This is a genomic window from Streptomyces sp. BA2, assembly GCF_009769735.1.
GTDB lineage: Bacteria > Actinomycetota > Actinomycetes > Streptomycetales > Streptomycetaceae > Streptomyces.
Map to the genome: position 1 here is coordinate 4,632,348 of NZ_WSRO01000002.1, position 22,084 is coordinate 4,654,431.

Genomic DNA, 22,084 nt, shown 5'->3' on the forward strand with positions numbered 1-22,084 from the left:
AAAGGGACACCTCGTGAACCAGGACCACCACGCCGCGGCCTGGCAACGCATCAGCACCGCCGCTCACACCGGCGGCGTCACGCTCACGGTCGCCTGCCGGACCTGCGCCGACGACGTGGAAGCCGACTTCGCCGGAGCCACCCTCGTCGTCGCCGGAGAACTGCGCCTGCTGGGCACCGCCACCGATGAGCGCGCCCGCACCGTGGAAGACGCCCAGCTGGTCACCGGCGAAGGACCATGCACCGACGCCTACACCCGCCACGCCCCCGTCGACGCCGTGGACCTGCACCACGCGGCCGACCGCTGGCCCGCGTTTGCCCGCGTGGCCGCCGAACAGGGCGTCCGCAGCGTTCTGGCGCTCCCCCTGACGATCGGCGCCCTCGCCATCGGTGCCATGGACCTCTACCGCGTCGAGCCCACCCCGTTCAGCCCCGCCCAGAAGAAGCGGGCCAGCGCCTACGCCCGCATTCTGGCCCTGCTCGCCCTGGAAGAGCACCCGCACCTGCTCACCAGCGGTTCCCGGCCCACCCAGCGCGGCCCCCAGGGCTACCCGCCCACCGTCCACATGGCCGCCGGTGTCCTCGCAGCCAAGGACGGGCTCACCCCCGACGACGCCCTGGCCCGCCTCCGCGCCCACGCCTTCAGCCACAACCAGCCCCTGCTGCACACGGCGGAACAGGTCATCAACACCCACCGACTCGACTAGGGATACGTGCGCAGGCTTGGCGACCAAGGTCGAGCTGTACGCGGCGGCCCGCCGTGTGGCGCTGGCCCTGACCGGCGCAGTCGGCATCTGGTCATGGACCTGTCCGGGGTGACGCGCTGCGACCGGATCGTCAATACCGGGCTTGCTCACCCTCGCTGTTCGAGGTCGATTACCTCACCATCGAACAGACGAAAACCTATGTTGGCTGGAGTAGACATTGGGCGGTGGTGTGGTTATGGTTTCTCTCGTAACCCAGAGAGACAGCAGGGCCTGGCAGAGACGAACTACCGGGCAGCAATACCCGCAAGTGCAGTTCGCAGGACGATGCGGTGGTGGAGTTCCGAAGCCAGAGCAGATGCAGGAGAGGCAACGGGGCTGGCTGCCGAAGCGTGGCGCTATGAAAGGCCACCAGTAGTTCGCATCACCAGCAGTACGCAGTTCCCGTAGGTAAGCAAGTGATTCAAGAGGGAAGAACGGAGGAGCCGAGCGCCATCAGGAGGATCGCCCGGGCGGAATCTTGAGCCCGGGTACCGCAGGACATCGATAGTGAGGTGGTCTCCGGTCAAGCAACCGCGATCCCGGCAGTCCCGACAGCATCTCGGTCGGGTCTGCGGAAACAGAAGGCCGGCGCAGCAACAGGGCCGGCAGATGGTGTAGCAGTTCCTTCGGGGCCCGGGTGCCGTACAGCACCCGGGCCCCTCCACGCGTTCCATAGAGAGGTGCAAGTGACAGCAGACGATTCGTTCGGGCGTCTCGATGACGACGACTACCCCGCCTACACCATGGGCCGGGCCGCCGACATGCTCGGCACCACCCAAGGCTTCCTGCGCGCCATCGGAGAAGCCCGCCTCATCACCCCCCTGCGCTCCGCGGGCGGCCACCGCCGCTACTCCCGCTACCAACTGCGCATCGCCGCCCGCGCCCGAGAGCTCGTCGACCAGGGCACCCCCATCGAGGCCGCCTGCCGCATCGTCATCCTCGAAGATCAACTCGAAGAAGCTCAGCGCATCAACGCCGAACACCACCGCGCCGCCGAATCAGCGACCCTGACAGCCACGAGTCACAACGGCTGAGCATTACGGCAGCTCCTGCCGAATCACGGTGTGGGCGGTGTCCGACAGGGACAAGCCGGATGCATAGGCGCGTGCGCGCAGCCGGTCCAGGGCTTCGGCCAGCGAAACGCCGAGTCTCTCGCTGAGGACGCCGGTGGCGTGATGCACTTCGGCCCGGTGCAGGTCCACCGCTCCTACGTGACCCGGGCCGTTGCCGACGTCGGTGCCGGCCGGCCAGTGGCTCAGTACGTACTGGGCCAGCGCGTCGGCGACCAACTGGCCTTGTGCCAACTGCTGTCCGGTGAGCGGACCCACCGTGCGCCGGTAGCCGGTCATCGTCCCCACTTGCACGGCGCCGATGCGCACGGGCCAGACGAACAAGGCCGCGATCCCCAGCTCTTCGGCCTCGGCAGCGAACTGCGGCCACTGCTGGGCCAGCGACCGGCCGAGGTCGGGCAACGCGCGTACCTCTGCTTCGTCGTGGACGAATTTCCCGGGCCCCTGCCCGAGGACGAACTGCAGGTCCTCCAGGCGCGCACTGGTCTCATCGCTGAACCACACCAGCTCCTGCCCCAAGGCGACAGCGATCCCACCAAGGCCCAACGCCTGCGCGCAGGCAACCACCCACCCCCGACGCTGTTCCTGATCCGCCGCCGCAGGCAGGCTGTCCAGGAGTTCACCGACCGTCGAACTCATACTCTCCGACCTCGCATTCGTCGGTTCCCATGAGGCGCGGCGGGGCTCAGCCGCAGGTCTCCCAGAATAGTGCCGACTGCTGCCCCGTCCGCTCGCGCAGGCCCCGGAAACGAAGCAGCGCCCGAGCCGACCAAAGTCGACCCGGACGCTGCGTAGCAGGTCAGAGGGGGTTTCCCCGCACCTGCTTCCGGTAGACCGTGTGGGACTCGAACCCACAACCAATGGATTAAAAGTCCACTGCTCTGCCAATTGAGCTAACGGTCCGTGCGGACGCACCCCCCGAGCATAGCCGCAGAGGCCCAGTCGTCCGATCGGGTATCGCTTCCTCGGCCCGTCGCAGCTTCCGCGACGGGCCGTCGAAGGCCGCCGCGCGCTCAGGGATCGGCCGGTTCCGGCGCCCCGCTCCTGGCCGCCTCGCGGGCCGCCGTGCGTTCGTGGTCCGGGTTGAGGAACCAGTGCCTGGCCGATGCGAACCACCAGGTCGCGGCGGATCCGAGGACGACGAGGACCGCGATCGGGGCGTAGTTGAAGGTCCCCCAGGTGACCGGCGAGACCTGCGGCAGCATGAAGAGCACCGTGATCACGCCGACCCACGCCACCGCGACGATGCCGATCGGGCGTGACCAGCGGCCCAAGTGCCAGGGCCCGCGCTCGAATTCGTCGCCCTTGCGCAGCCGCAGGAGGGTCGGGATGACGTAGGCGATGTAGAGGCCGATGACGGCGATGGACGTCACCGCCGCGTACGCCGTGACGTTGATCAGGTAGGGCAGGCCGAGCACGAGCGCGCCCAGGGCCGCTAGCCAGACCGCCGCGACGGGCGTGCGCGTACGCGGGTTGACCGAGTGCCAGATGTGCGAGAACGGCAGCGCTCCGTCCCGCGAGAAGGCGTAGATCATGCGGGAGTTGGCGGTCACGGACGCCATGCCGCAGAAGAGCTGCGCTCCGATGACGACCAGCAGGAGCAGCTTGCCCGTGGTCGCTCCGAGCGCGTCGAGCAGGATCTGGGCGGGCGGCGCCCCCGTCGCCGACTCGCGGGCGCCGTCGTACGACTGGATGGCGAAGGTGAAGCCCAGGAGCAGCACGAAGCCGGCGATCCAGGACGTCCAGATGGACCGGACGATGCCCTTGGGCCCGGCGGTCGACGCGTCGTGCGTCTCCTCGGTCATGTGGGCGGAGGCGTCGTACCCGGTGAAGGTGTACTGGGCCATCAGCAGCCCGATGAGCGCCACGTACAGCCCGCTGCCCCAGCCCGTGTTGTTGACGAACTCGGTGAAGACGAAGGACGCCGACTGATGCGAGTCGGGCGAGAAGGCGAGCGCCCCGACGATCACGGCGACCCCGAAGACGTGCCACCACACACTGACGCTGTTGAGCAGCCCGACGATGCGCACACCGAAGGTGTTGAGCAGGCCGTGGAGCACGAGGATCGCGGCGAAGAGCAGGATCGTGCGCTCTTCGGTGACCTGGAAGTCGAACTGCAGATTCAGGTACGCGCCGAGGAACGAGGCCGCGCCGAAGTCGATCCCCGCGGTGACGGCGACCTGCCCGAGCACGTTGAACCACCCCGTGAACCATGCCCACGCGGCCGCGGTCCGCGTCGGCGCGAGCCGGTGCGCCCAGAAGTAGAGCCCGGCGGAGGTCGGATAGGCGGAACAGATCTCCGCCATCGCGAGACCGACGAACAGCGTCATCAGTCCGACCCCGACCCACCCCCAGGTGATCAGGGCGGGACCGCCGGTGTTCATGCCGAACAGATACATGGTGAGGCAGCCGGACAGGACCGAGATGATCGTGAAGGAGACCGCGTAGTTGGAGAACGCGGACATACGACGCGCCAGAACCTGGGTGTACCCGAGCTGGGCGAGGCGTTCCTCGTCGGAGCCGGGTGGTGAGCCGGGCGGTGAGCCGGGTGGTGGTTTCATGCACGAGCGTTGCCCACGGCAGGGACATGACACACGTCACGTTTGGCATACGGCAGCGGGCCCGCCCCCGAAGGGACGGGCCCGCTGCCGTGGTTCAGTCGCTCAGGCCTCAGCCGTTGCGCTTCCAGCGCGGCTTGTCGTCACGGCGGCCGAAGGAACCGGTGCCGGTGCCGGAGCGGTCGCGGTTGAACGCCGGGCGGTCGTGGCCACCGGAGCGGGCGCCGCCGGAGGGGCGGTCGTCACGGCGGTCACGGTTGAACGGGCGGTCGCTGCCGCGGTGGCCGCCCGACGGGCGGTCGTCGCGACGGAAGCTCGAGCCACCGCGGTTGTCGTCACGGCGGTCGTCGCGGCGGAAGCCGCCACGGTCGCCGCCCGAGGGACGGTCGTCACGACGGAAGCCGGAGCCGCCACGGTCGTTGCGGTCACGGTTGAAGCCGCCGCCCGAGGGACGGTCGTCACGACGGAAGCCGGAGCCGCCACGGTCGTTGCGGTCACGGTTGAAGCCGCCGCCACCCTCGCGACGGTCGCCGCCACGGAAGCCACCCGAGGAGCGGTCGTCACGACGCTCGAAGGAACGGCCGCCACGGCTGTCGTTGCCGCGGTCACGGTTGAAGCCGCCGCGGTCGCCGCCCTCACGACGGTCACCGCCACGGAAACCGCCCGAGGAGGGACGGCCACCGCGGTCGTCACGGCGCTCACGCTCGTAGTTGCCGCGCTCGTCGCGCTGCGGACGGCGCTCCTCGCGGGCGGCCGGTGCAGCGGACTGCTCCGGGACGGAGACAGCGGCCTCGACCTCGGCCTCGGCTGCGGCGGTGGCCTCGGCGACCGCGGTCTCCGGGTCGTCGCCACGCTCGCGGGCGGCACGCGCGGTGAGACGCGAGGCCTCCTCGCGCAGCTCCGTCGCGCGGCGGGTGGCGCGCTCCAGCTCCTTGGTGAGGTCCTTGACCTCACGCTCGGCCTGGGTCGCCGCGTTGCCCGCGGAGTCGGCCTGCACCTCGGTCATCGAACGGGCGCCGGTGATCTCGGCGACCTCCGGGTCGAAGGTGCCGCCGCCGTTGATGATGTGACGCGTGGCGTCGACGCCCGCGTCCTCCATCAGACGGAAGATCTGGCGGCGCTGGTGCGGCAGCGAGAGCGAGACGACCGTGCCGGAGCGGCCCGCGCGGGCCGTACGGCCGGAGCGGTGCAGGTAGTCCTTGTGGTCGCCGGCCGGGTCCACGTTCAGGACCAGGTCGATGCCGTCGACGTGGATGCCGCGCGCGGCGACGTCCGTGGCGACGAGGGCGTTGACGTAGCCCTTCTTGAAGTCCTCAAGAACGCGCGTACGGGCGCCCTGCGTCATACCGCCGTGCAGCGCGTCGGCCTTCACGCCGGACTCGCAGAGCTGCTCGGCGATGCGGTCCGCGCCCAGCTGGGTGCGGACGAAGATGATCGTGCGGCCCTTGCGCGAGGCGATGGCGGCCGTGACGGGCGCCTTGTCCCGCGGCTTCACGATCAGGATGTGGTGGGTCATGGTCGTGACGTTGCCCTGGGCGCTGTCGACCTCGTGCGTGACCGGGCTGTTCAGGTAGCGCTTGACCAGCGTGGAGATCTCGTTCTCCATCGTGGCCGAGAACAGCATCCGCTGGCCGCCGGACGGAACCTGGTCGAGCAGCTCGGTGACCTCGGGCAGGAAGCCCAGGTCGGACATCTGGTCGGCCTCGTCGAGCACCGCGATCTGGGTGTTCTCGAGCGAGCAGGCGCCGCGGCTGATGATGTCGCGCAGACGGCCCGGGGTCGCGACGAGGATGTCGACGCCGCGCTCGAGGGCGTAGATCTGGTTGCCCATGGACGTACCGCCGCAGACGACCTTCATCTTCAGGCCGAGCACGTCGCCGTACGGCTGGAGCGCGTCCGCGACCTGCATCGCGAGCTCACGCGTCGGGGTCAGGATGACGCCGCGGGGCTTCTTCTTCTCGGTGCGGCCCTCGGAGGCCAGCGTCGCCAGCATCGGGAGGCCGAAGGAGAGGGTCTTGCCGGAGCCGGTGCGGCCACGGCCGAGGATGTCCTTGCCGGCCAGGGCGTCCGGGATGGTCGCGGCCTGGATCGGGAAGGGGGAGGTCACGCCGTTCTGGGCGAGCTTGCGGACGATGCCCTCGGGCAGACCGAGGTCACCGAAGGTGGGGCCGGCCGGAGCCTCTTCGGCGGCCTCGTCGGCCGCCTCGGTCTCGACGACCTGCTCGGCGGCTTCCACGACGTCGGCTGCCTGGACGGTCTCGACGACCTCGACCGCGTCGACGGTGGGCTCCACCGTCAGCTCGTCGGTCGTCTCGTTCTCGGGCAGGACGGCGTGGTCAGAATGAGAAATGGACATGCGAAATGCGAAACCTTCCGGAGTCTCGGCACGCGCCCGTCAACTCCGTGATTTCGCAATGGACCGCCTCTATGCGGTCAGCCACGGCAAGGGAGAGTACGCGCCACGCGGCGCTCTTCTTTTTCGGCGCCGGGCAAATGGGATCAAACGATCTACCACCATACGCACCCAACCCCCCAGAAGGCAAACCGCACCCTCCGGGGCACCTTCGATTCCACCCCTCACAGCTCGTCCCACCTGCGACGAAGCGGGTTTTCGGACAGGGAGGCCAAACCCTGACGAACCCCTCCCAACCCCGCCCTAAGCGGGCCCCGCCTCCGGTGAGGGCTCCCGCGACCTGAGCCCCTCCGACCGCTCCCCCAGCTGCGCTTCCTGCTTCGGGGGCTCGTGCGCCGACGAGGAGGGCTCCGGAGTGGGCTCGGGAGTCGGCGTCGGGGTCGGCTTCGGGGGATCGGGCGTCGGCGTGGGGCGCGGCGCGTCGGGCTTCGTACGCGTGGGCGTGGGCCGCCCGTCCTTCGTCGGCGGGGCCGGGGCATCGCCGCCGCCGGTCGCGGACGCCGAGGCCCGGGCGGCACCGGAACCGGAGCCACCCCGCCCGCCCGAACCCCCCTTGCCCGGACTCTTCCCCTTGCCGCCCTTGCCGCGCTTGCCGCCCTTCCCGTCGTCACGGTCGCCACCGCGGCCACCGGCCGAACCGGCACCCGGCGTCACGCCCCCGCCGTCCGGAGCGGCCGCCGCGCTGCGCTCGCCCGCGGACCGCGCGGGCCCTGGCTCACCGCCCCCGTCGTCGCCGATGCTCATACAGCCCGCGGTCGCCATGACGGCCACTGCCGCCGCGGCCCACCGGACAGGAACGTACAACTGGCGCACGGCCGAGCACCTCCGAGGCGCTGAGAAGCGGGGACGCCCTACCCAACTCCCTTGCCCCGCAAGAGGACACGGACCGGCGCACGGCCCGTGGCACCGGCCGTCAGCCGTATCCCAGGGCGTGCAGGCGGTCGTCGTCGATCCCGAAGTGATGTGCGACTTCGTGCACCACGGTGATCTCGGTCTCCGCGACCACGTCCTCGCGCGACTCGCACATGCGCAGCGTCGGCCCCCGGTAGATGGTGATCCGGTCGGGCAGCACTCCCGCGTACCACTCGCCCCGGTCCGTCAGGGGCGTCCCCTCGTAGAGCCCGAGCAGCTCCGGGTCCTCGGCCGGTGGTTCGTCCTCCACGAACACCGCCACGTTGTCCATCAACCGCGTCAACTCGGGAGGAATCCGGTCGAGCGCCTCGGCGACCAGTTCCTCGAACTCTTCCCGCGTCATCTCCAGCACACCCCCATTGTCAGCCACAGCCCCGCATAGCCACCCGCCCCCATGGGCATACGGCCCCAATGGTCCGGCTTCGCGACTTCCGTGCGCCCGCCGCCCTCGTACGCCACTACCGATCCCGCCACCCTCGTCCGGTCGGCGAACTCGTCAGCCCTCCGCATCCCTACGGCCGCGCCATGGGCCTGGTCGCGGTCGTCCTGTTCGGCGCCTGGCTGGGCCTGCTGATCGTCGGCAGCGTGCACGCGCCGGTGGGGCCGATGGACACGCGGATGACGCTGCGCCCCTCGCTCACCGGCGGCACGAAGATCGACGTCTCCCCGCTGGGCGCCCTCGAACTGCGCTCGCACATCGCACCCATCCGCCTTGACGTGGACGTGGACCGCCTGGACCCCGTCCGCTCCCAGGCCCTGGTCGACCACCCCGAGCGCCTCTCGGGCCTCCAGGACGAGGTGGCGAAGGACGTCGGGCACGGCACGCTCGACCTGGCCGTGCGCTCCTGCGCGGCCGTCGTCGCGGGCGCCACGACACTGGGCCTCGCGGTCTACCGGCGCCCGCGCCGGGCCCTCGCGGCGGGCGGCCTCGCCCTCGCCCTGCTCGCCGCGTCGGGCACGGCGGCGTACGCGACGTGGAACCCGAAGTCGGTCCTCGAACCGAAGTTCTCCGGCCTCCTCAGCAGCGCGCCGTCGGTGGTCGGCAACGCCCGCAGCATCGTGAGCGAATTCGACGTGTACCAGCAGGAGTTGGCGCGCCTGGTCACCAACGTGACGAAGCTGTACGACGTGACGTCGACGCTCCCCGCGTACCAGCCCGACCCGTCCACGATCCGTGTCCTGCACGTCTCGGACATCCACCTCAACCCGGCGAGCTGGAAGATCATCTCCTCGCTCGTCGAGCAGTACGACATCAACGTCATCGTCGACTCCGGCGACACGATGGACCACGGAAGCGCCGCCGAGAACGCCTTCCTGGACCCGATCGAGGACCTCGGAGCCCCGTACGTGTGGGTCCGCGGCAACCACGACTCGCACACCACCCAGCGCTACCTCCAGCGCATGAAGAACGTCCACGTCCTGGACGAGGGCAGGGCCGTGTCGGTCGCGGGCCTGCGGTTCGCGGGGACGGGCGATCCGCAGTACACCCCGGACCGCTCGGTGGCGGCGGAGGGCAAGCCCGCCGAGGAGATGGCGGGCATCCGGCTCGCCTCGGCCCTGCGCGACCAGCAGGCGGCCGGCACCCCCGTCGACGTCGCCGTCGCGCACAACCCCGATGCCGCGCGCGAGACGGACGGCGAGGTGCCGCTCGTCCTCGCGGGTCATGTGCACCACTCGGAGATGGAGGTCATGGACCGCGGGACCCGCCTGCGCATCGAGGGGTCGACGGGCGGCAGCGGGCTGCGGGCGGTGGAGGGCAAGTACCCCGACCCGGTCGAGACGTCGGTCCTCTACCTGGACCGCGACACCCGGCGCCTCCAGGCCTGGGACGAGATCAAACTGGGCGGCCTCGGACTGACGAAGGCGGAGGTCAGCCGCCATCTGCCGAAGGAGAACCGGCCCGGAGCGACACCCTCGCCGGCCCCTGGGGGCCGTCCCTCCGGGACCGGCACCCCGGCCCCCCGATAACCGTTTTGGCGATAGCTCCCCGCATCCCATATGCTTCTCACGTCCCCGACGCGCTGCAAAGCGCCCAGGTGGGCCCTTAGCCCTCATCGTCTAGTGGCCCAGGACGCCGCCCTTTCAAGGCGGTAGCACGGGTTCGAATCCCGTTGGGGGCACGCAACACCTTGTGCGAGACTAGTGCTCGCACAACGCTTGGTCCTGTGGAGCAGTTTGGAGTGCTCGCCACCCTGTCAAGGTGGAGGCCGCGGGTTCAAATCCCGTCAGGACCGCTTGCGATTCCGCTCGCGGATCGCGTGGCTGGGTAGCTCAGTTGGTACGAGCGATCGCCTGAAAAGCGATAGGTCGCCGGTTCGATCCCGGCCCCAGCCACCTCTTCGAAGGCCCCGTCCAGCGGACGGGGCCTTCGCCGTTCCCGGCCTCACCAGCGCGAACAGGCCTTTCCCACCCACACGCCCGATTGCCCTGCAGCGACCGCCGAAGCAGCCCGACGGCCACCGGACGATGGCGAGGACGGACATACCGGCGCGGCCCCGCCCCACAGACGGAACAGCACCGCCCGCTCACCCCGCCGCCGGAACCGCCGCATGGGCCGCGGGCTTCTCGCGGCCTCCCGGGTGCCGGTGACGCCACACCCAGAACACCGTGGACGCCACCAGCGCCCACCCCGCGAGCACCAGGAACGGGAACGCGTGCTGGTGGCCGCCGAAGTACACCGCCGTGTGCTGCGCGTTCACCGATGCCCCCGGTGGCAGCCACCTCCCGATGTGGCCGAGCACCGACGGAAGCAGAGGCCAGGACACCGCGCCGCCCGATGACGGGTTGCCGAGCAGGACCATCAGGCCCCACGTCGGGATCATCGCCCAGCGCCCGAACAAGGTGTTGAACATCGTGAAGACCATCCCCGACGCGAACATCGTCAGCGCCAGGATCAGCCACGACTCGACGAACGGCAGATCCACCGCCCCCAGCCACCAGTCCACCACTGCCGCGATCACGAACCCGCCGAGCAGCGCGTAGAGGATGGTGAAAGCGATCCGTTCCGCCGGGTTCAGACCCCGCGCGTGCACGCTCAGCTGAATCGCCCCGACGAAGCCGATGATCACCGCGGCCAGCGAGATGTAGAAGATCGCGAGGCCCCGTGGGTCGCCCTCCTGGAGGGGCTTGATGTCCTTCACGGTCACCGGCACCCCCACCTTCTTCCCCACCTTCGGCGCCGTCTCCGCCAGGACCTGCGCGACCGAGGCGCCCGACGCCCCCGAGACGTCGAACCTCACCTTGTCCCCGCCCCCCGGAGCCACCGCGAGGATCGCGAAGACCTTCTGCTCCTCCACGCCGTTCCTCGCCGCGGCGACACTGTCGTACTCGTGCAACTCAAGGGAGGCGTTCAGCGCCTTCTCCATGCCGTCGAGGAACGCCTTGCCCCGCGTGGCCTCCTGGGCGCCGACCACCGCGGTGGGGATGCGGTGCGGGGTCGGGTTCGCCATGGAGTACGTGTACGAACCCGCGAAGAGGCCCGCGGCCGCCGCCAGGATGAACACGAGGACGACCGCGGGCAGGAAGGGCGACTCCTTGAACGCCGACCACCGCTCACGCCCGGTGGGAGCCCTTCCGTGGGCCCCATGGGGGCCGTGAGCGCCGTGAGCGCCGTGCCGGTGTTCTTCGTGGTCGGGCTGGTCGGGCTGGTCGGGCTGGTCGGGCTGTTCAGGCATACGAACAACGCTAAACCACCCAAAACAGACTCACCCCTGCTCGGCCTCGACCGGCCCCTTCCCCCCACCGGACCTCCTCCGCCACGCCCGCACCGCGAACCCGGCGCCCACCAGCGCCACCACGCCGACCAGCAGCACCGAGTCCGGCACTGCCCGGCCCACGTTCCCGGCCCACCGCTCCACGGCGAACGAGTCGTCCACGTCGAGCAGTCCCGGAAGCGCGGTGGTCCCGTCGTACGCGAGGAAGAGGGCACCCAGGGCCACGAAGAAGAGGCCCGACAGGAGCGAGGTCGTGTGCAGTTCGAAGCGGCCGATACGGAAGGCACGCCCCCGCAGCCACCTCCGCCGCCCCAGGTCGAACCGCTCCCAGAGCAGCGCGAGGACGAACAGCGGAACGGCCATCCCCAGCGCGTACACGGCGAGCAGCAGGCCCCCGTAGACGGGACTCCCGCTCACCGCCGCCACGGTCAGGACGCTGCCGAGGATCGGCCCCGCGCAGAAACCGGCGAGCCCGTACACCGCACCCAGCGCGTACACGGAGACCGCGGTCGTCGGCCGGATGCGGCCCGAAAGCTCGGCCATCTTCCGCGAGGCGAACCCCATGCCCACCACCTGGAGCACACCGAGCGCGATGATCAGCCACCCGGCGACGAGCACCAGCTGGTCCCGGTGCCCGAAGAAGAACCGCCCGGCGACCGAGCCCGCAGCGCCCAGCGGCACGAGGGTCGTCGCGAGACCGGCGTAGAAGATGCCGGTGCGCGCGAGCAGCCGTGAGGTCGAGTCGATCGAGTACGCGAAGAAGGCGGGCAGGAGCAGCGCGCTGCACGGGCTCACCAGGGCGAGGAGACCGCCGAGGAACGCCGCGAAGTACCCGACGTCGGCGGTCACTTGTCCCCCGCCTTGTCCCCCGCCTTGCCCTCGGCCGCGGCCGCCTGCTCGATCGCCTGGTCGAAGACCTCGTCCGGCTGTGCGCCGGAGATGGGCCGCCCGTTGACCAGGAAGGACGGGGTCGACGTGGCGCCGAGGCCGTACGCCTCCTCCTGGTCCTTCTTCACCGCCGCCTTGGCGGCAGCGCTGCCCGCGTCCTCCGTGAAGCGGCCGATGTCCTTGACCCCGGCCTGCTCGGCGAGCTCCTTCAGGCGGTCGCCCCCGAAGCCCTTCTCCTTGGAGCCCTCGGCGTAGGCCGCCGCGTGGAACTGCCAGAAGCGTCCTTGCTGCCCGGCGGCCCAGGCGCCGCGCGCTGCGGACTCGGAGTCGGCCCCGAAGATGGGGAAGTTGCGCCACTCGATGCGCAGGGTGCCGTCCTCGACGTACTTCTTCACGAGGCCCGGCTCGGTGTCGCGGGCGAACTTCCCGCAGTAGCCGCACTTGAAGTCGGCGTACTCGATGAGCACGACCGGCGCGTCCTTGCGCCCCTGGGCAAGGGCGTCCTTGCCGTCGCGCCGGGCGAGCTTGGCCAGCTCCGGGTAGACCCCGGCCTGCGGGTCGGCGGAGACGTCGGCGGGGGACTCCTCCTTCGCGGTGACGGAGGAGGGCTCGTCGGGCCTGGTGGCGCTGTAGGAAGCGGCGCCGAGCAGCAGGGCGGCGACGGCCACGCCCGCTCCGATGGCGATGTTCTTCTTTTTGTTGTTGTTCTTGGGCATCAGGGAGTTCTCTCTCGTTCCTGCACGTGATGTACGTCGTTGAAGGGCCCCGGGACAGGGGCCTCTACACGCGCAGGATCGAGAGGTCTATGGGCGAGGGCGGCGTGAGCGGCGGCGGCCCGCGCTCCGGCGTCAGGGACGGCACCGTCTGCCCGAGGTCCCACGCGCCGGACGCGGCATGGGCCTGATGCAGGGCGGGCAGCAGCTCGTACGCCGAGCTGGAGCGCGGCGGAGCGGCGGGAGCCTGACCCGCGTCCCGCTGTCCGCCCTTGCCGCAGCCGGGCGCCCCCGCGGACGCCTCGGCCTGCACCGACACGGTGGGCTTCGCCACGGGTTGCGCGGCCATCGCGGGCGCGCAGAACCCCCCGAGCACGACGAGCAGTACCCCCAGCAAGGGGCACCACGACAGACGCGTACGGGACGACATGCCCGGAATCGTACGTCCCCGGGCACCTCGCCGGAGAAACCCGGGCGCCCCGCCAGAGAAATCGGTTCGCCACCTCCGAGCGGCGGGTGAGATCCTGGACGCCGTATGTCTACGCAGCCTGCCCTCACCCTCGACGCCCTCGCCCCGCGCCTGTCCGAGCTGTCGCTGCGCGACGAGCACCGGATCGGACGCCGGCTCGAGGGTGCGCGCCGGATCCGCAAGCCCGATGCCCGAGCCGCCGTCCTCGCCGAGATCGCGGCGGACGTCGACAAGGCCGCGGCGCGGATGGCCGAGCGGGGCAGCCGTCTGCCCAAGATCACGTATCCGCCGGAACTCCCGGTCAGCCAGAAGAAGGACGACATCGCCGAGGCGATCCGCGACCACCAGGTCGTGATCGTCGCGGGCGAGACGGGCTCCGGCAAGACGACGCAGATCCCCAAGATCTGCATGGAGCTCGGCCGTGGCCTCCGCGGCATGATCGGCCATACGCAGCCGCGCCGTATCGCGGCCCGCACGGTGGCCGAGCGCGTGGCCGACGAGCTGAGGACGCCGCTCGGCGAGGCCGTCGGCTGGAAGGTCCGCTTCACGGACCAGGTGAACCCGGACGCCACGTACGTGAAGCTGATGACGGACGGCATCCTGCTGGCCGAGATCCAGACGGACCGCGAGCTGCGCGCGTACGACACGATCATCATCGACGAGGCCCACGAGCGGTCCCTGAACATCGACTTCCTGCTCGGCTATCTCGCCCAGCTCCTCCCCAAGCGCCCGGACCTGAAGGTCGTCATCACCTCGGCGACCATCGACCCGGAGCGGTTCTCCCGGCACTTCGGGGACGCCCCGATCGTCGAGGTCAGCGGCCGTACGTATCCGGTCGAGGTGCGCTATCGCCCGCTCCTGGAGGAGGATGCCGAGGACAGCGACCGCGACCAGATCACCGCGATCACGGACGCCGTCGAGGAGCTCCAGGGCGAGGGCAAGGGCGACATCCTCGTCTTCCTCTCCGGAGAGCGCGAGATCCGGGACACGGCGGACGCGCTGAACAAGAAGAACTACAAGTTCACCGAGGTCCTCCCCCTCTACGCCCGCCTCTCGCACGCCGAGCAGCACCGCGTCTTCCAGCAGCACACGGGAAGACGCATCGTCCTCGCGACGAACGTCGCCGAGACCTCCCTCACCGTCCCGGGCATCAAGTACGTCATCGACCCCGGCACGGCCCGCATCTCCCGCTACAGCCACCGTACGAAGGTGCAGCGGCTGCCCATCGAGGCGATCAGCCAGGCCAGCGCCAACCAGCGCAAGGGCCGCTGCGGCCGTACGTCGGACGGCATCTGCATCCGCCTGTACTCGGAGGAGGACTTCACCGCCCGCCCCGAGTTCACCGACGCGGAGATCCTCCGTACGAACCTGGCGAGCGTCATCCTGCAGATGACCGCGGCCGGTCTCGGCGACATCGAGAAGTTCCCCTTCATCGACCCGCCGGACCACCGCAACATCCGCGACGGCGTCCAACTCCTCCAGGAACTGGGCGCGTTGGACCCGACGCAGAAGGACCCGAAGAAGCGCCTCACCCCGGAGGGCCGCAAGCTGGCCCAGCTGCCGGTGGACCCGCGCCTGGCCCGCATGGTCCTTGAGGCCGACAAGAACGGCTGCGTACGCGAGGTCATGGTGATCGCGGCCGCGCTCTCCATCCAGGACCCGCGCGAGCGCCCCGCCGAGAAGCAGACGCAGGCCGACCAGCAGCACGCGCGCTTCAAGGACGAGACGTCCGACTTCCTGGCCTTCCTCAACATGTGGCGGTACGTCCGCGAGCAGCAGAAGGAGCGCGGCTCGTCCTCGTTCCGCAGGATGTGCAAGGCGGAGTACCTGAACTTCCTGCGGATCCGCGAGTGGCAGGACATCTACACCCAGCTGCGTACGGTCGCCAAGCAGATGGGCATCCACCTCAACGAGGACGATGCACCCGAGCAGCAGGTGCACATCTCCCTGCTCGCCGGGCTGCTCTCCCACATCGGGATGAAGGACGTGAAGGAGGGCGCGAAGAACGAGTATCTGGGCGCCCGGTCCGCCAAGTTCGCGGTCTTCCCCGGCTCGGCGCTCTTCAAGAAGCCCCCGCGCTTCATCATGTCCGCGGAGCTGGTGGAGACCTCGCGCCTCTGGGCCCGCGTGAACGCGAAGATCGAGCCGGAGTGGGTCGAGCCGCTCGCCCAGCATCTGCTCAAGCGCACGTACAGCGAGCCGCACTGGGAGAAGGACGCGGCGGCCGTGATGGCGTACGAGAAGGTCACGCTGTACGGCGTCCCGATCATCGCCCAGCGCAAGGTGAACTACGGCCGGATCGACGCCGAGGTCTCCCGCGACCTGTTCATCCGCAACGCGCTCGTCGAGGGCGACTGGCGCACGCACCACAAGTTCTTCGCCGCCAACCGCCGCCTCCTGACCGAGGTGGAGGAGCTGGAGCACCGCGCGAGGCGCCGCGACATCCTCGTCGACGACGAGACGCTCTTCGACTTCTACGACCAGCGGGTGCCGGAAGACGTCGTCTCCGGGGCGCACTTCGACTCCTGGTGGAAGAAGAAGCAGCGCGAGGAACCGGAGCTGCTCGACTTCGAGCGCTCGATGCTCATCAACGAACGTGCCGGGGACGTGTCGAAGGACGACTATCCCGATACGTGGCGTCAGGGCGCGCTCAAGTTCAAGGTGACGTACCAGTTCGAGCCGGGCGCGGACGCGGACGGCGTCACGGTGCACGTACCGCTCCAGGTCCTGAACCAGGTCACCGCTGACGGCTTCGACTGGCAGATCCCGGGCCTGCGCGAGGAGGTCGTGATCGAGCTGATCCGCTCCCTGCCCAAGCCGATCCGCCGGCACTACGTCCCCGCGCCCAACTACGCGACGGCGTTCCTCGACCGCGCCGTGCCGCTCCAGGAACCGCTGCACGTGACGCTGGCGCGAGAGCTCCAGCGGATGGTCGGCGTCCCCGTCTCACCGGACGACTTCGACCTCACGCGCGTACCCGACCACCTGAAGATCACCTTCCGGATCACCGACGAGCGGCGCAGGAAGCTCGCCGAGGACAAGGACCTGGAGGCGCTGAAGCTCCAGCTCCGCCCGAAGGCCCGCAAGGCCCTCTCCCAGGCGGCCGCCGCGACCGCCGAGCGCAGTGGCGGCGCGGCCGTCGAGCGATCCGGCCTCACGGACTGGACGATCGGCACCCTCAGCCGTGTCTTCGAGACGCGTCGCGCGGGCCAGCCGGTGAAGGCGTACCCGGCGCTCGTGGACGACGGCTCCGAAGCGAACACCGTCTCCGTACGCCTCTTCGACACCGAGGCCGAGCAGCAGCAGGCGATGTGGAAGGGCACGCGCCGCCTCATCCTGCGCAACATCCCGGTGAATCCGGCCAAGTTCGCTTCGGACAAGCTGACCAACGCCCAGAAGATCGCCCTGTCCGCGAACCCGCACGGCTCCATCCAGGCGCTCTTCGCCGACTGCGCGATGGCGGCCGCGGACAAACTGATCGGCGACTTCGGCGGTCCCGCCTGGGACGAGGAGTCGTACCGCAAGCTGTACGAGAAGGTGCGCGCCGAGATCGTCGACACGACGGTCCGCACGGTCGCCCAGGTCCAGCAGGTCCTCGCCGCCTGGCAGGCCTGCGAGCGCCGCCTGAAGTCGACGAAGAGCCCGACGCTGCTGCCCAACCTCACGGACGTACGGGCGCAGTTGGACGCCCTCATCGGCCCCGGCTTCGTCACGGCCACGGGGATCCGCCGGCTGGCCGACCTGATGCGCTACATGGTGGCCGCCGACCGCCGGCTCCAGCAGATGCCGACGAACGTGCAGCGGGACACCTCGCGCATGGAGAAGGTCCACGAGATGCAGGACGAGTACGCCTGGCTCCTGGAACAGCTCCCGCAGGGCCGCTCCGTCCCCCAGGAGGTCCTGGACATCCGGTGGATGCTGGAGGAGCTCCGGGTCAGCTACTTCGCGCACGCGCTCGGCACGGCGTACCCCGTCTCGGACAAGCGGATCGTGAAGGCGATCGACGCGGCCGCACCGTGATCATCCGCGCACCCTGGGTGAGTTCGACCGCCGGGCCTGCGCTGCTGTAGAGTCCTGTCTCGCAGCGCAACGCAGCACAGAGTCAATATGCGACTCCGTCGCGTGGACGCCGCAAAGCAAGGTCCTGTGGAGCAGTTTGGAGTGCTCGCCACCCTGTCAAGGTGGAGGCCGCGGGTTCAAATCCCGTCAGGACCGCAGTAGATCGATGGGCCGCATCCCTCAGGGATGCGGCCCATCGTCGTTCCCGCATCTTGACTGCGTCACATTCCGCCGGTACCTAGACAACAGGGAACGGGGCGCGACCCGCTCCCCAGCGGGAGGTGGCGTATGACGGCTTCAGCGGCGTCCGCACGGCACGAGATACGCGCGCTGCTGCGCGCCCACCTCTCCGCGGCGACCAGCTATCGCCACGTGACCCGGCACTGCCCGATCTGCCACCGGCTCGAGCGGCTCGCCCTGGAGACCTCGTCCGCCGCCTCCGCCGCCTCGGCCACCTCTGCCGCCCAGGGCGGCTGTGAGGGCGGCTGCGAGGGCTGCGAGCCGGACGAGGACGAAAGTCCCCCGAACGCGTGACCAAAGCCGACCCGCGACCCCCCTCCGCGATGGGAGGCTGAACTCCTGGGCGGGGCAGGCGATTCCAGCGGTTCCACCAGCTGCTCCACTAGCCCAGAGGCATCGAGGGCAACAAGAGTCACGGCGTGTGATGGGTGTCACCGAAGGAGTTTTGGAAACCCCGGAACTTACACCCGTCCTACAACAGGTCAATTTAATATGTGCAATTGCACCACCCGGAGGGGGCTCCACCCAGCACCTGGGCGGCCTCCCCCCGGCCGGCCCAGCGGCAGCGCAACGGCACTCCTCAGAGACCAACAAGCCCGCTCACAGCGGCGCTCACCAGCACCTCCCGGGCGCACAAAAAAGATCGCGCTGGACCCGGCGGAGTCCAGCGCGATCGAAACGACTCACCCATGAGGCTCAGGCGTGGGACCCGTTGGGGCGGGACCCGCGTCGCGTGTAGCTAGAGGTCGGACGTTGCGGACGGGTTGGGGGACCCGACAGCGGTCGTGCTCTTCGTCCGAGTACTGCGATTACTGCGGATACTGCGATTACTGCGGTTTTGCGGTGAATCAAGCCTCGCTGCGCTGCTGCGGGATGCCCGCGAGCAGTGCGCGGACCTCAGCCTCGCGGTAACGACGATGCCCGCCGAGCGTGCGAATCGACGTGAGCTTGCCAGCCTTGGCCCAGCGCGTCACCGTCTTCGGGTCGACGCGGAACATCGTGGCAACCTCAGCCGGGGTCAGCAGCGGCTCGGCATCAGGGGTGCGAGCGGTCATGAGCGGCCTCCTCGGAGAACCGAACCTTCTCGGTTCATTCCTCTAAATTCTGCACCTTGACCCGCGTTGCCCGAAATGGCGGACGCGAGTCGAGTCGGTTATAGGACGAACGGCTTGTCCTCGGCACTACAACTACACCATCCGTCCAGCCACGTCGGCCAAACCGATGGAATTGCCCTCCCAGGTGTCTATCAGCGACGGAAGCCGATGGACCATGCCATAGCGGACAGTCACGCCACAGTGACGATCAGTCACAGAGCGATCAGGAGTCAACAGACCCCCCATAGCGTGCAATGCTGAGTATTCCGCCCATACATGGACGGAAGGAGCCCTCCCCGGACTCCTTGTCCTATTTTGGCACGAGGGGGGGTGATGGGCGCAAGGGCCCCGTAAGTGCGGTCCGTCACGCTTGATACAAAAGCCCGGATCGGGACCTACGTCCCGTGTAGGCGTCACGTCAGGGTGTCCCGTGGGGGTGACCCACCAACGCCCCGCTGACGCCGAGTTCGAGAACGGGCCGAGGCTCAGTTCGAGAACTGGCGGTCCCGGACCGCCCTCCATCGCTCCATGAGCCTCGCATACGCCTCGCCGGCACCCTCGCCGTCGCCGTTGCGCAGCGCCTCGATTCCTTCCGCCACGTCCGCCGCCGAGTGGTCCTCGTCGAGCTGCCCCTCGGACAGGGCATGCACGAGCCCGCCGTAGTCGAGCTCGACCAGGGAGCGCGGATGGAACTCCTCCAGCCACCGGCCCACGTCCATGAGACCCTCGACGAGCGGTCCGTCGTCGAGGGCGTCCCGCAGCGTCCTGAGCCCGCGGGCCACCCGGCGCCGCGCCTGCACCATCGGCGTGCGGTAGCGCAGGACGGGCGCGCAGGCCACCGCCGCACGCTCTTCGTCCTCGCCCCGCTTCTCGTACCCCTTCTCGAACTGACGCTCCTCGTCCGAGACGAGCACGAACCAGTTCAGCGGCACCTGCCACGTCGACGTACGGATCCAGGGGCGCGCGTCAGGGTTCCGGGCGAGCCACTGTTCGTAGTCCGCGGCCGTCTGGCGGCGCACCACCGGCGGCAGGACCGCGTCGAGGACCGGCACCGGCAGCTGCCCCACCAGCTCCCCCAGGGCCTGCCAGCCGCGCAGCCGGGTGCGCCAGGGGCAGACGCACACCACTCCGTCGGCCTCCACCACGAACGCGTCGCTGCTCTCGTGCACCGGGACGGGCACCGGCGGTGTCGGCAGCAAGTCGGCCAGGGAGCGCCGCAGTTCCTCCTGGTACGAGGGGCGGTCGGTGCGCCGCGCGTACCGCGCCCAGTGGTCTCGTTCAGGTTCGGGAAAGGCCGCGAGAGGCTCATAGACGCGCAAGTAGGACGCGTACGGGACGACCAACGAAGACACCTTGGGCACGGCTGCTCCCTCCCCCGCGTACCGGCTGGAAAACACTGCAAATCGTGCCATGGCCGAACTCCGCCGTACCGCTCGCTGCGCCGGGAGAGGGTGATCCTCGGCACTGCGCGGCCACCGGGTTCTCACAGGCTTTAGTCTCATGCCCATCGGACCCCCGCCACCCGCACGGGAGCCCGCCCAACCGCCGCCACTTGACCGGGAGTCACCACAGTGACCGAAGCAGACAACGGCGTCCTGCACACCCTGTTCCACTCGGACCAGGGGGGCCATGAGCAAGTAGTGCTCTGCCAGGACCGTGCCAGCGGCCTCAAGGCCGTCATCGCCATCCACTCCACCGCCCTGGGCCCGGCCCTCGGCGGCACCCGCTTCTATCCGTACGCGAGCGAGGAAGCGGCCGTCGCCGACGCGCTGAACCTCGCGCGCGGGATGTCGTACAAGAACGCCATGGCCGGTCTCGACCACGGCGGCGGCAAAGCCGTGATCATCGGCGACCCCGAGCAGATCAAGAGCGAGGAGCTGCTCCTCGCCTACGGCCGCTTCGTGGCCTCGCTCGGTGGCCGGTACGTGACGGCGTGCGACGTCGGTACGTACGTCGCGGACATGGACGTCGTCGCGCGCGAGTGCCGCTGGACGACCGGCCGCTCCCCCGAGAACGGCGGCGCAGGTGACTCCTCGGTGCTCACCGCCTTCGGTGTCTTCCAGGGCATGCGCGCCTCGGCCATGCACCTGTGGGGCGTCTCGTCGCTGCGCGGCCGCAAGGTCGGCGTCGCGGGCGTCGGCAAGGTCGGCCACCACCTCGTCGAGCACCTCCTGGAGGACGGCGCCGAGGTCGTGATCACCGATGTGCGCGAGGAGTCCGTGAACCGGATCATCCACAAGCACCCGTCCGTGACAGCCGTCGCCGACACCGAGGCGCTGATCCGGGTCGAGGGCCTCGATGTGTACGCCCCCTGCGCGCTGGGCGGCGCCCTGAACGACGACTCCGTGCCGGTGCTCACCGCGAAGGTGGTCTGCGGCGCCGCCAACAACCAGCTCGAACACCCGGGTGTGGAGAAGGACCTCGCCGACCGCGGGATCCTCTACGCGCCGGACTACGTGGTGAACGCGGGCGGTGTGATCCAGGTCGCCGACGAGCTGCACGGCTTCGACTTCGACCGGTGCAAGGCGAAGGCGTCGAAGATCTTCGACACCACTCTTGCCATATTCGCTCGTGCGAAGGAAGACGGCATTCCGCCGGCCGCGGCGGCCGACAGGATCGCCGAGCAGCGGATGGCGGAGGCCCGCCTCCGCTGACTCCGCAGGTGCCGTGGAAGGGCCCCGTCGACGTGCGCGAGAGACAAGACTCACCCCCGTCGGCGGGTCGCCCGACAAGAAGAGGTTAAAATCGCAGTTGACCAGCGAGGACAGGGCTCCTCGCGGGTTCTGCGCCGAGGCGCGTCCTGCGGGCGACGTACCGTATGGCCGCAGGAGCAGGTACCGTGGAAGCCCTACGGACCGGCCTCTCCACGGAGAGCCCGTTCCTGATCATGAACGCGTGTCAAGACTCTGGGGTCACCAAGCCCCATATCCGAGGGGGTCGAGCCATGGGGCGCGGCCGGGCAAAGGCCAAGCAGACGAAGGTCGCCCGCCAGCTGAAGTACAGCAGCGGCGGGACTGACCTCTCGCGTCTGGCCAATGAGCTGGGCGCTTCGACTTCGCAACAGCCGCCGAATGGCGAGCCGTTCGAGGACGACGACGAGGAAGACGACCCGTACGCCCAGTACGCGGATCTGTATAACGACGACGAGGACGAGGACTCTGCCGACGAGTCCGGTCCTTCGTCGCAGCGCCGCGGCGCTTGACCTCGTTG

General features: G+C 69.6%; 18 protein-coding genes and 5 tRNA genes. 11 read left to right on the forward strand and 12 right to left on the reverse strand.

All coding sequences use genetic code 11. The features are described 5' to 3' along the window. Positions 1–13 precede the first annotated feature (13 nt). Together E5671_RS23495 and E5671_RS23500 are read left to right on the forward strand one after the other, a co-directional pair. The gene (locus E5671_RS23495; RefSeq protein WP_160505926.1) at positions 14–706 is read left to right on the forward strand and encodes an ANTAR domain-containing protein; all 693 of its coding nucleotides are present in this window, start codon (positions 14–16) and stop codon (positions 704–706) included. Positions 707–1,431: 725 nt separating this feature from the next. Next, positions 1,432–1,779: a MerR family transcriptional regulator gene (locus E5671_RS23500; protein WP_160505927.1), complete on the forward strand. Its 348-nt coding sequence runs from the start codon at positions 1,432–1,434 to the stop codon at positions 1,777–1,779. Between the two features lie 3 nt (positions 1,780–1,782). Here E5671_RS23500 and E5671_RS23505 read toward each other — a convergent pair whose 3' ends face one another. From E5671_RS23505 to E5671_RS23530, 6 genes are all read right to left on the reverse strand, one after another. Further along, positions 1,783–2,454 carry an ANTAR domain-containing protein gene (locus tag E5671_RS23505; RefSeq protein WP_160505928.1) on the reverse strand — a complete coding sequence of 224 codons (672 nt, stop codon included), beginning with the start codon at positions 2,452–2,454 and terminating at the stop codon, positions 1,783–1,785. A 191-nt stretch (positions 2,455–2,645) separates the two neighbouring features. After that, positions 2,646–2,718, reverse strand: a tRNA-Lys gene (locus E5671_RS23510). A 110-nt stretch (positions 2,719–2,828) separates the two neighbouring features. Further along, positions 2,829–4,376, reverse strand: a complete 1,548-nt coding sequence (locus E5671_RS23515; RefSeq protein ID WP_160505929.1) for an amino acid permease — start codon at positions 4,374–4,376, stop codon at positions 2,829–2,831. Between the two features lie 109 nt (positions 4,377–4,485). Beyond that, positions 4,486–6,729, reverse strand: a complete 2,244-nt coding sequence (locus E5671_RS23520) for a DEAD/DEAH box helicase (RefSeq protein WP_160505930.1) — start codon at positions 6,727–6,729, stop codon at positions 4,486–4,488. Between the two features lie 300 nt (positions 6,730–7,029). Beyond that, the gene (locus E5671_RS23525) at positions 7,030–7,599 is read right to left on the reverse strand and encodes a hypothetical protein (protein ID WP_160505931.1); all 570 of its coding nucleotides are present in this window, start codon (positions 7,597–7,599) and stop codon (positions 7,030–7,032) included. 100 nt (positions 7,600–7,699) lie between these two features. Beyond that, positions 7,700–8,050, reverse strand: coding sequence for a metallopeptidase family protein (locus E5671_RS23530; RefSeq protein WP_336605824.1), 351 nt, complete (start codon positions 8,048–8,050; stop codon positions 7,700–7,702). Between the two features lie 59 nt (positions 8,051–8,109). On the opposite strand from E5671_RS23530, the gene E5671_RS23535 reads away from it, so the two are divergent. From E5671_RS23535 to E5671_RS23550, 4 genes are all read left to right on the forward strand, one after another. After that, positions 8,110–9,666 (forward strand): metallophosphoesterase family protein, encoded by a 1,557-nt coding sequence (locus E5671_RS23535; RefSeq protein WP_160505932.1) that lies wholly within the window; start codon positions 8,110–8,112, stop codon positions 9,664–9,666. Between the two features lie 79 nt (positions 9,667–9,745). Continuing rightward, a tRNA-Glu gene (locus tag E5671_RS23540) sits at positions 9,746–9,818 on the forward strand. A 39-nt stretch (positions 9,819–9,857) separates the two neighbouring features. Continuing rightward, positions 9,858–9,932: transfer RNA gene (locus E5671_RS23545), tRNA-Asp, on the forward strand. 26 nt (positions 9,933–9,958) lie between these two features. Continuing rightward, a tRNA-Phe gene (locus E5671_RS23550) sits at positions 9,959–10,032 on the forward strand. Between the two features lie 191 nt (positions 10,033–10,223). On the opposite strand, the gene E5671_RS23555 is transcribed toward E5671_RS23550, so the two are convergent. The 4 genes from E5671_RS23555 to E5671_RS23570 all read right to left on the reverse strand — a co-directional run bounded on the left by E5671_RS23555 (position 10,224) and on the right by E5671_RS23570 (position 13,442). Continuing rightward, complete coding sequence (locus E5671_RS23555) at positions 10,224–11,372, reverse strand: ABC transporter permease (protein WP_160505933.1); 1,149 nt, start codon at positions 11,370–11,372, stop codon at positions 10,224–10,226. 30 nt (positions 11,373–11,402) lie between these two features. Further along, a complete protein-coding gene (locus tag E5671_RS23560) occupies positions 11,403–12,260 on the reverse strand; it encodes a cytochrome c biogenesis protein CcdA (RefSeq protein WP_160505934.1) in 858 nt (285 codons plus the stop codon). Continuing rightward, on the reverse strand, positions 12,257–13,015 hold the full coding sequence (locus E5671_RS23565) for a DsbA family protein (protein ID WP_160505935.1): 759 nt from the start codon (positions 13,013–13,015) through the stop codon (positions 12,257–12,259). Before E5671_RS23565 ends, E5671_RS23560 begins: the two co-directional genes overlap by 4 nt. A 64-nt stretch (positions 13,016–13,079) precedes the next feature. Further along, complete coding sequence (locus tag E5671_RS23570; RefSeq protein WP_160505936.1) at positions 13,080–13,442, reverse strand: hypothetical protein; 363 nt, start codon at positions 13,440–13,442, stop codon at positions 13,080–13,082. Between the two features lie 105 nt (positions 13,443–13,547). Between E5671_RS23570 and hrpA the strand changes: the two genes are divergently transcribed. The 3 genes from hrpA to E5671_RS23585 all read left to right on the forward strand — a co-directional run bounded on the left by hrpA (position 13,548) and on the right by E5671_RS23585 (position 18,074). Beyond that, on the forward strand, positions 13,548–17,501 hold the full coding sequence (gene hrpA / locus E5671_RS23575) for an ATP-dependent RNA helicase HrpA (protein WP_160505937.1): 3,954 nt from the start codon (positions 13,548–13,550) through the stop codon (positions 17,499–17,501). 120 nt (positions 17,502–17,621) lie between these two features. Continuing rightward, positions 17,622–17,696, forward strand: a tRNA-Asp gene (locus E5671_RS23580). Positions 17,697–17,828: 132 nt separating this feature from the next. Then, positions 17,829–18,074 (forward strand): DUF6274 family protein, encoded by a 246-nt coding sequence (locus tag E5671_RS23585; protein WP_160505938.1) that lies wholly within the window; start codon positions 17,829–17,831, stop codon positions 18,072–18,074. Positions 18,075–18,628: 554 nt separating this feature from the next. On the opposite strand, the gene bldC is transcribed toward E5671_RS23585, so the two are convergent. Together bldC and E5671_RS23595 are read right to left on the reverse strand one after the other, a co-directional pair. Further along, positions 18,629–18,835, reverse strand: a complete 207-nt coding sequence (gene bldC / locus E5671_RS23590; RefSeq protein ID WP_003949541.1) for a developmental transcriptional regulator BldC — start codon at positions 18,833–18,835, stop codon at positions 18,629–18,631. Between the two features lie 524 nt (positions 18,836–19,359). Then, positions 19,360–20,235: a hypothetical protein gene (locus E5671_RS23595; protein WP_160505939.1), complete on the reverse strand. Its 876-nt coding sequence runs from the start codon at positions 20,233–20,235 to the stop codon at positions 19,360–19,362. 210 nt (positions 20,236–20,445) lie between these two features. Between E5671_RS23595 and E5671_RS23600 the strand changes: the two genes are divergently transcribed. Both E5671_RS23600 and E5671_RS23605 read left to right on the forward strand, forming a co-directional pair. Continuing rightward, entirely contained in the window at positions 20,446–21,528 is a 1,083-nt protein-coding gene (locus E5671_RS23600; protein ID WP_160505940.1) for a Glu/Leu/Phe/Val dehydrogenase dimerization domain-containing protein, read from the forward strand. 290 nt (positions 21,529–21,818) lie between these two features. Continuing rightward, positions 21,819–22,076 carry a DUF3073 domain-containing protein gene (locus tag E5671_RS23605; RefSeq protein WP_160505941.1) on the forward strand — a complete coding sequence of 86 codons (258 nt, stop codon included), beginning with the start codon at positions 21,819–21,821 and terminating at the stop codon, positions 22,074–22,076. Positions 22,077–22,084 lie beyond the last annotated feature (8 nt).

Excerpts from the sequence above, each read along its gene's own strand:
- E5671_RS23505 (WP_160505928.1), bottom strand. The coding sequence starts at position 2,454 with ATGAGTTCGACGGTCGGTGAACTCCTGGACAGCCTGCCTGCGGCGGCG.
- hrpA (WP_160505937.1), top strand. The coding sequence starts at position 13,548 with ATGTCTACGCAGCCTGCCCTCACCCTCGACGCCCTCGCCCCGCGCCTG.
- E5671_RS23570 (WP_160505936.1), bottom strand. The coding sequence starts at position 13,442 with ATGTCGTCCCGTACGCGTCTGTCGTGGTGCCCCTTGCTGGGGGTACTG.
- bldC (WP_003949541.1), bottom strand. The coding sequence starts at position 18,835 with ATGACCGCTCGCACCCCTGATGCCGAGCCGCTGCTGACCCCGGCTGAG.
- E5671_RS23585 (WP_160505938.1), top strand. The coding sequence starts at position 17,829 with ATGACGGCTTCAGCGGCGTCCGCACGGCACGAGATACGCGCGCTGCTG.
- E5671_RS23555 (WP_160505933.1), bottom strand. The coding sequence starts at position 11,372 with ATGCCTGAACAGCCCGACCAGCCCGACCAGCCCGACCAGCCCGACCAC.
- E5671_RS23565 (WP_160505935.1), bottom strand. The coding sequence starts at position 13,015 with ATGCCCAAGAACAACAACAAAAAGAAGAACATCGCCATCGGAGCGGGC.
- E5671_RS23535 (WP_160505932.1), top strand. The coding sequence starts at position 8,110 with ATGGTCCGGCTTCGCGACTTCCGTGCGCCCGCCGCCCTCGTACGCCAC.
- E5671_RS23520 (WP_160505930.1), bottom strand. The coding sequence starts at position 6,729 with ATGTCCATTTCTCATTCTGACCACGCCGTCCTGCCCGAGAACGAGACG.
- E5671_RS23515 (WP_160505929.1), bottom strand. The coding sequence starts at position 4,376 with ATGAAACCACCACCCGGCTCACCGCCCGGCTCACCACCCGGCTCCGAC.
- E5671_RS23605 (WP_160505941.1), top strand. The coding sequence starts at position 21,819 with ATGGGGCGCGGCCGGGCAAAGGCCAAGCAGACGAAGGTCGCCCGCCAG.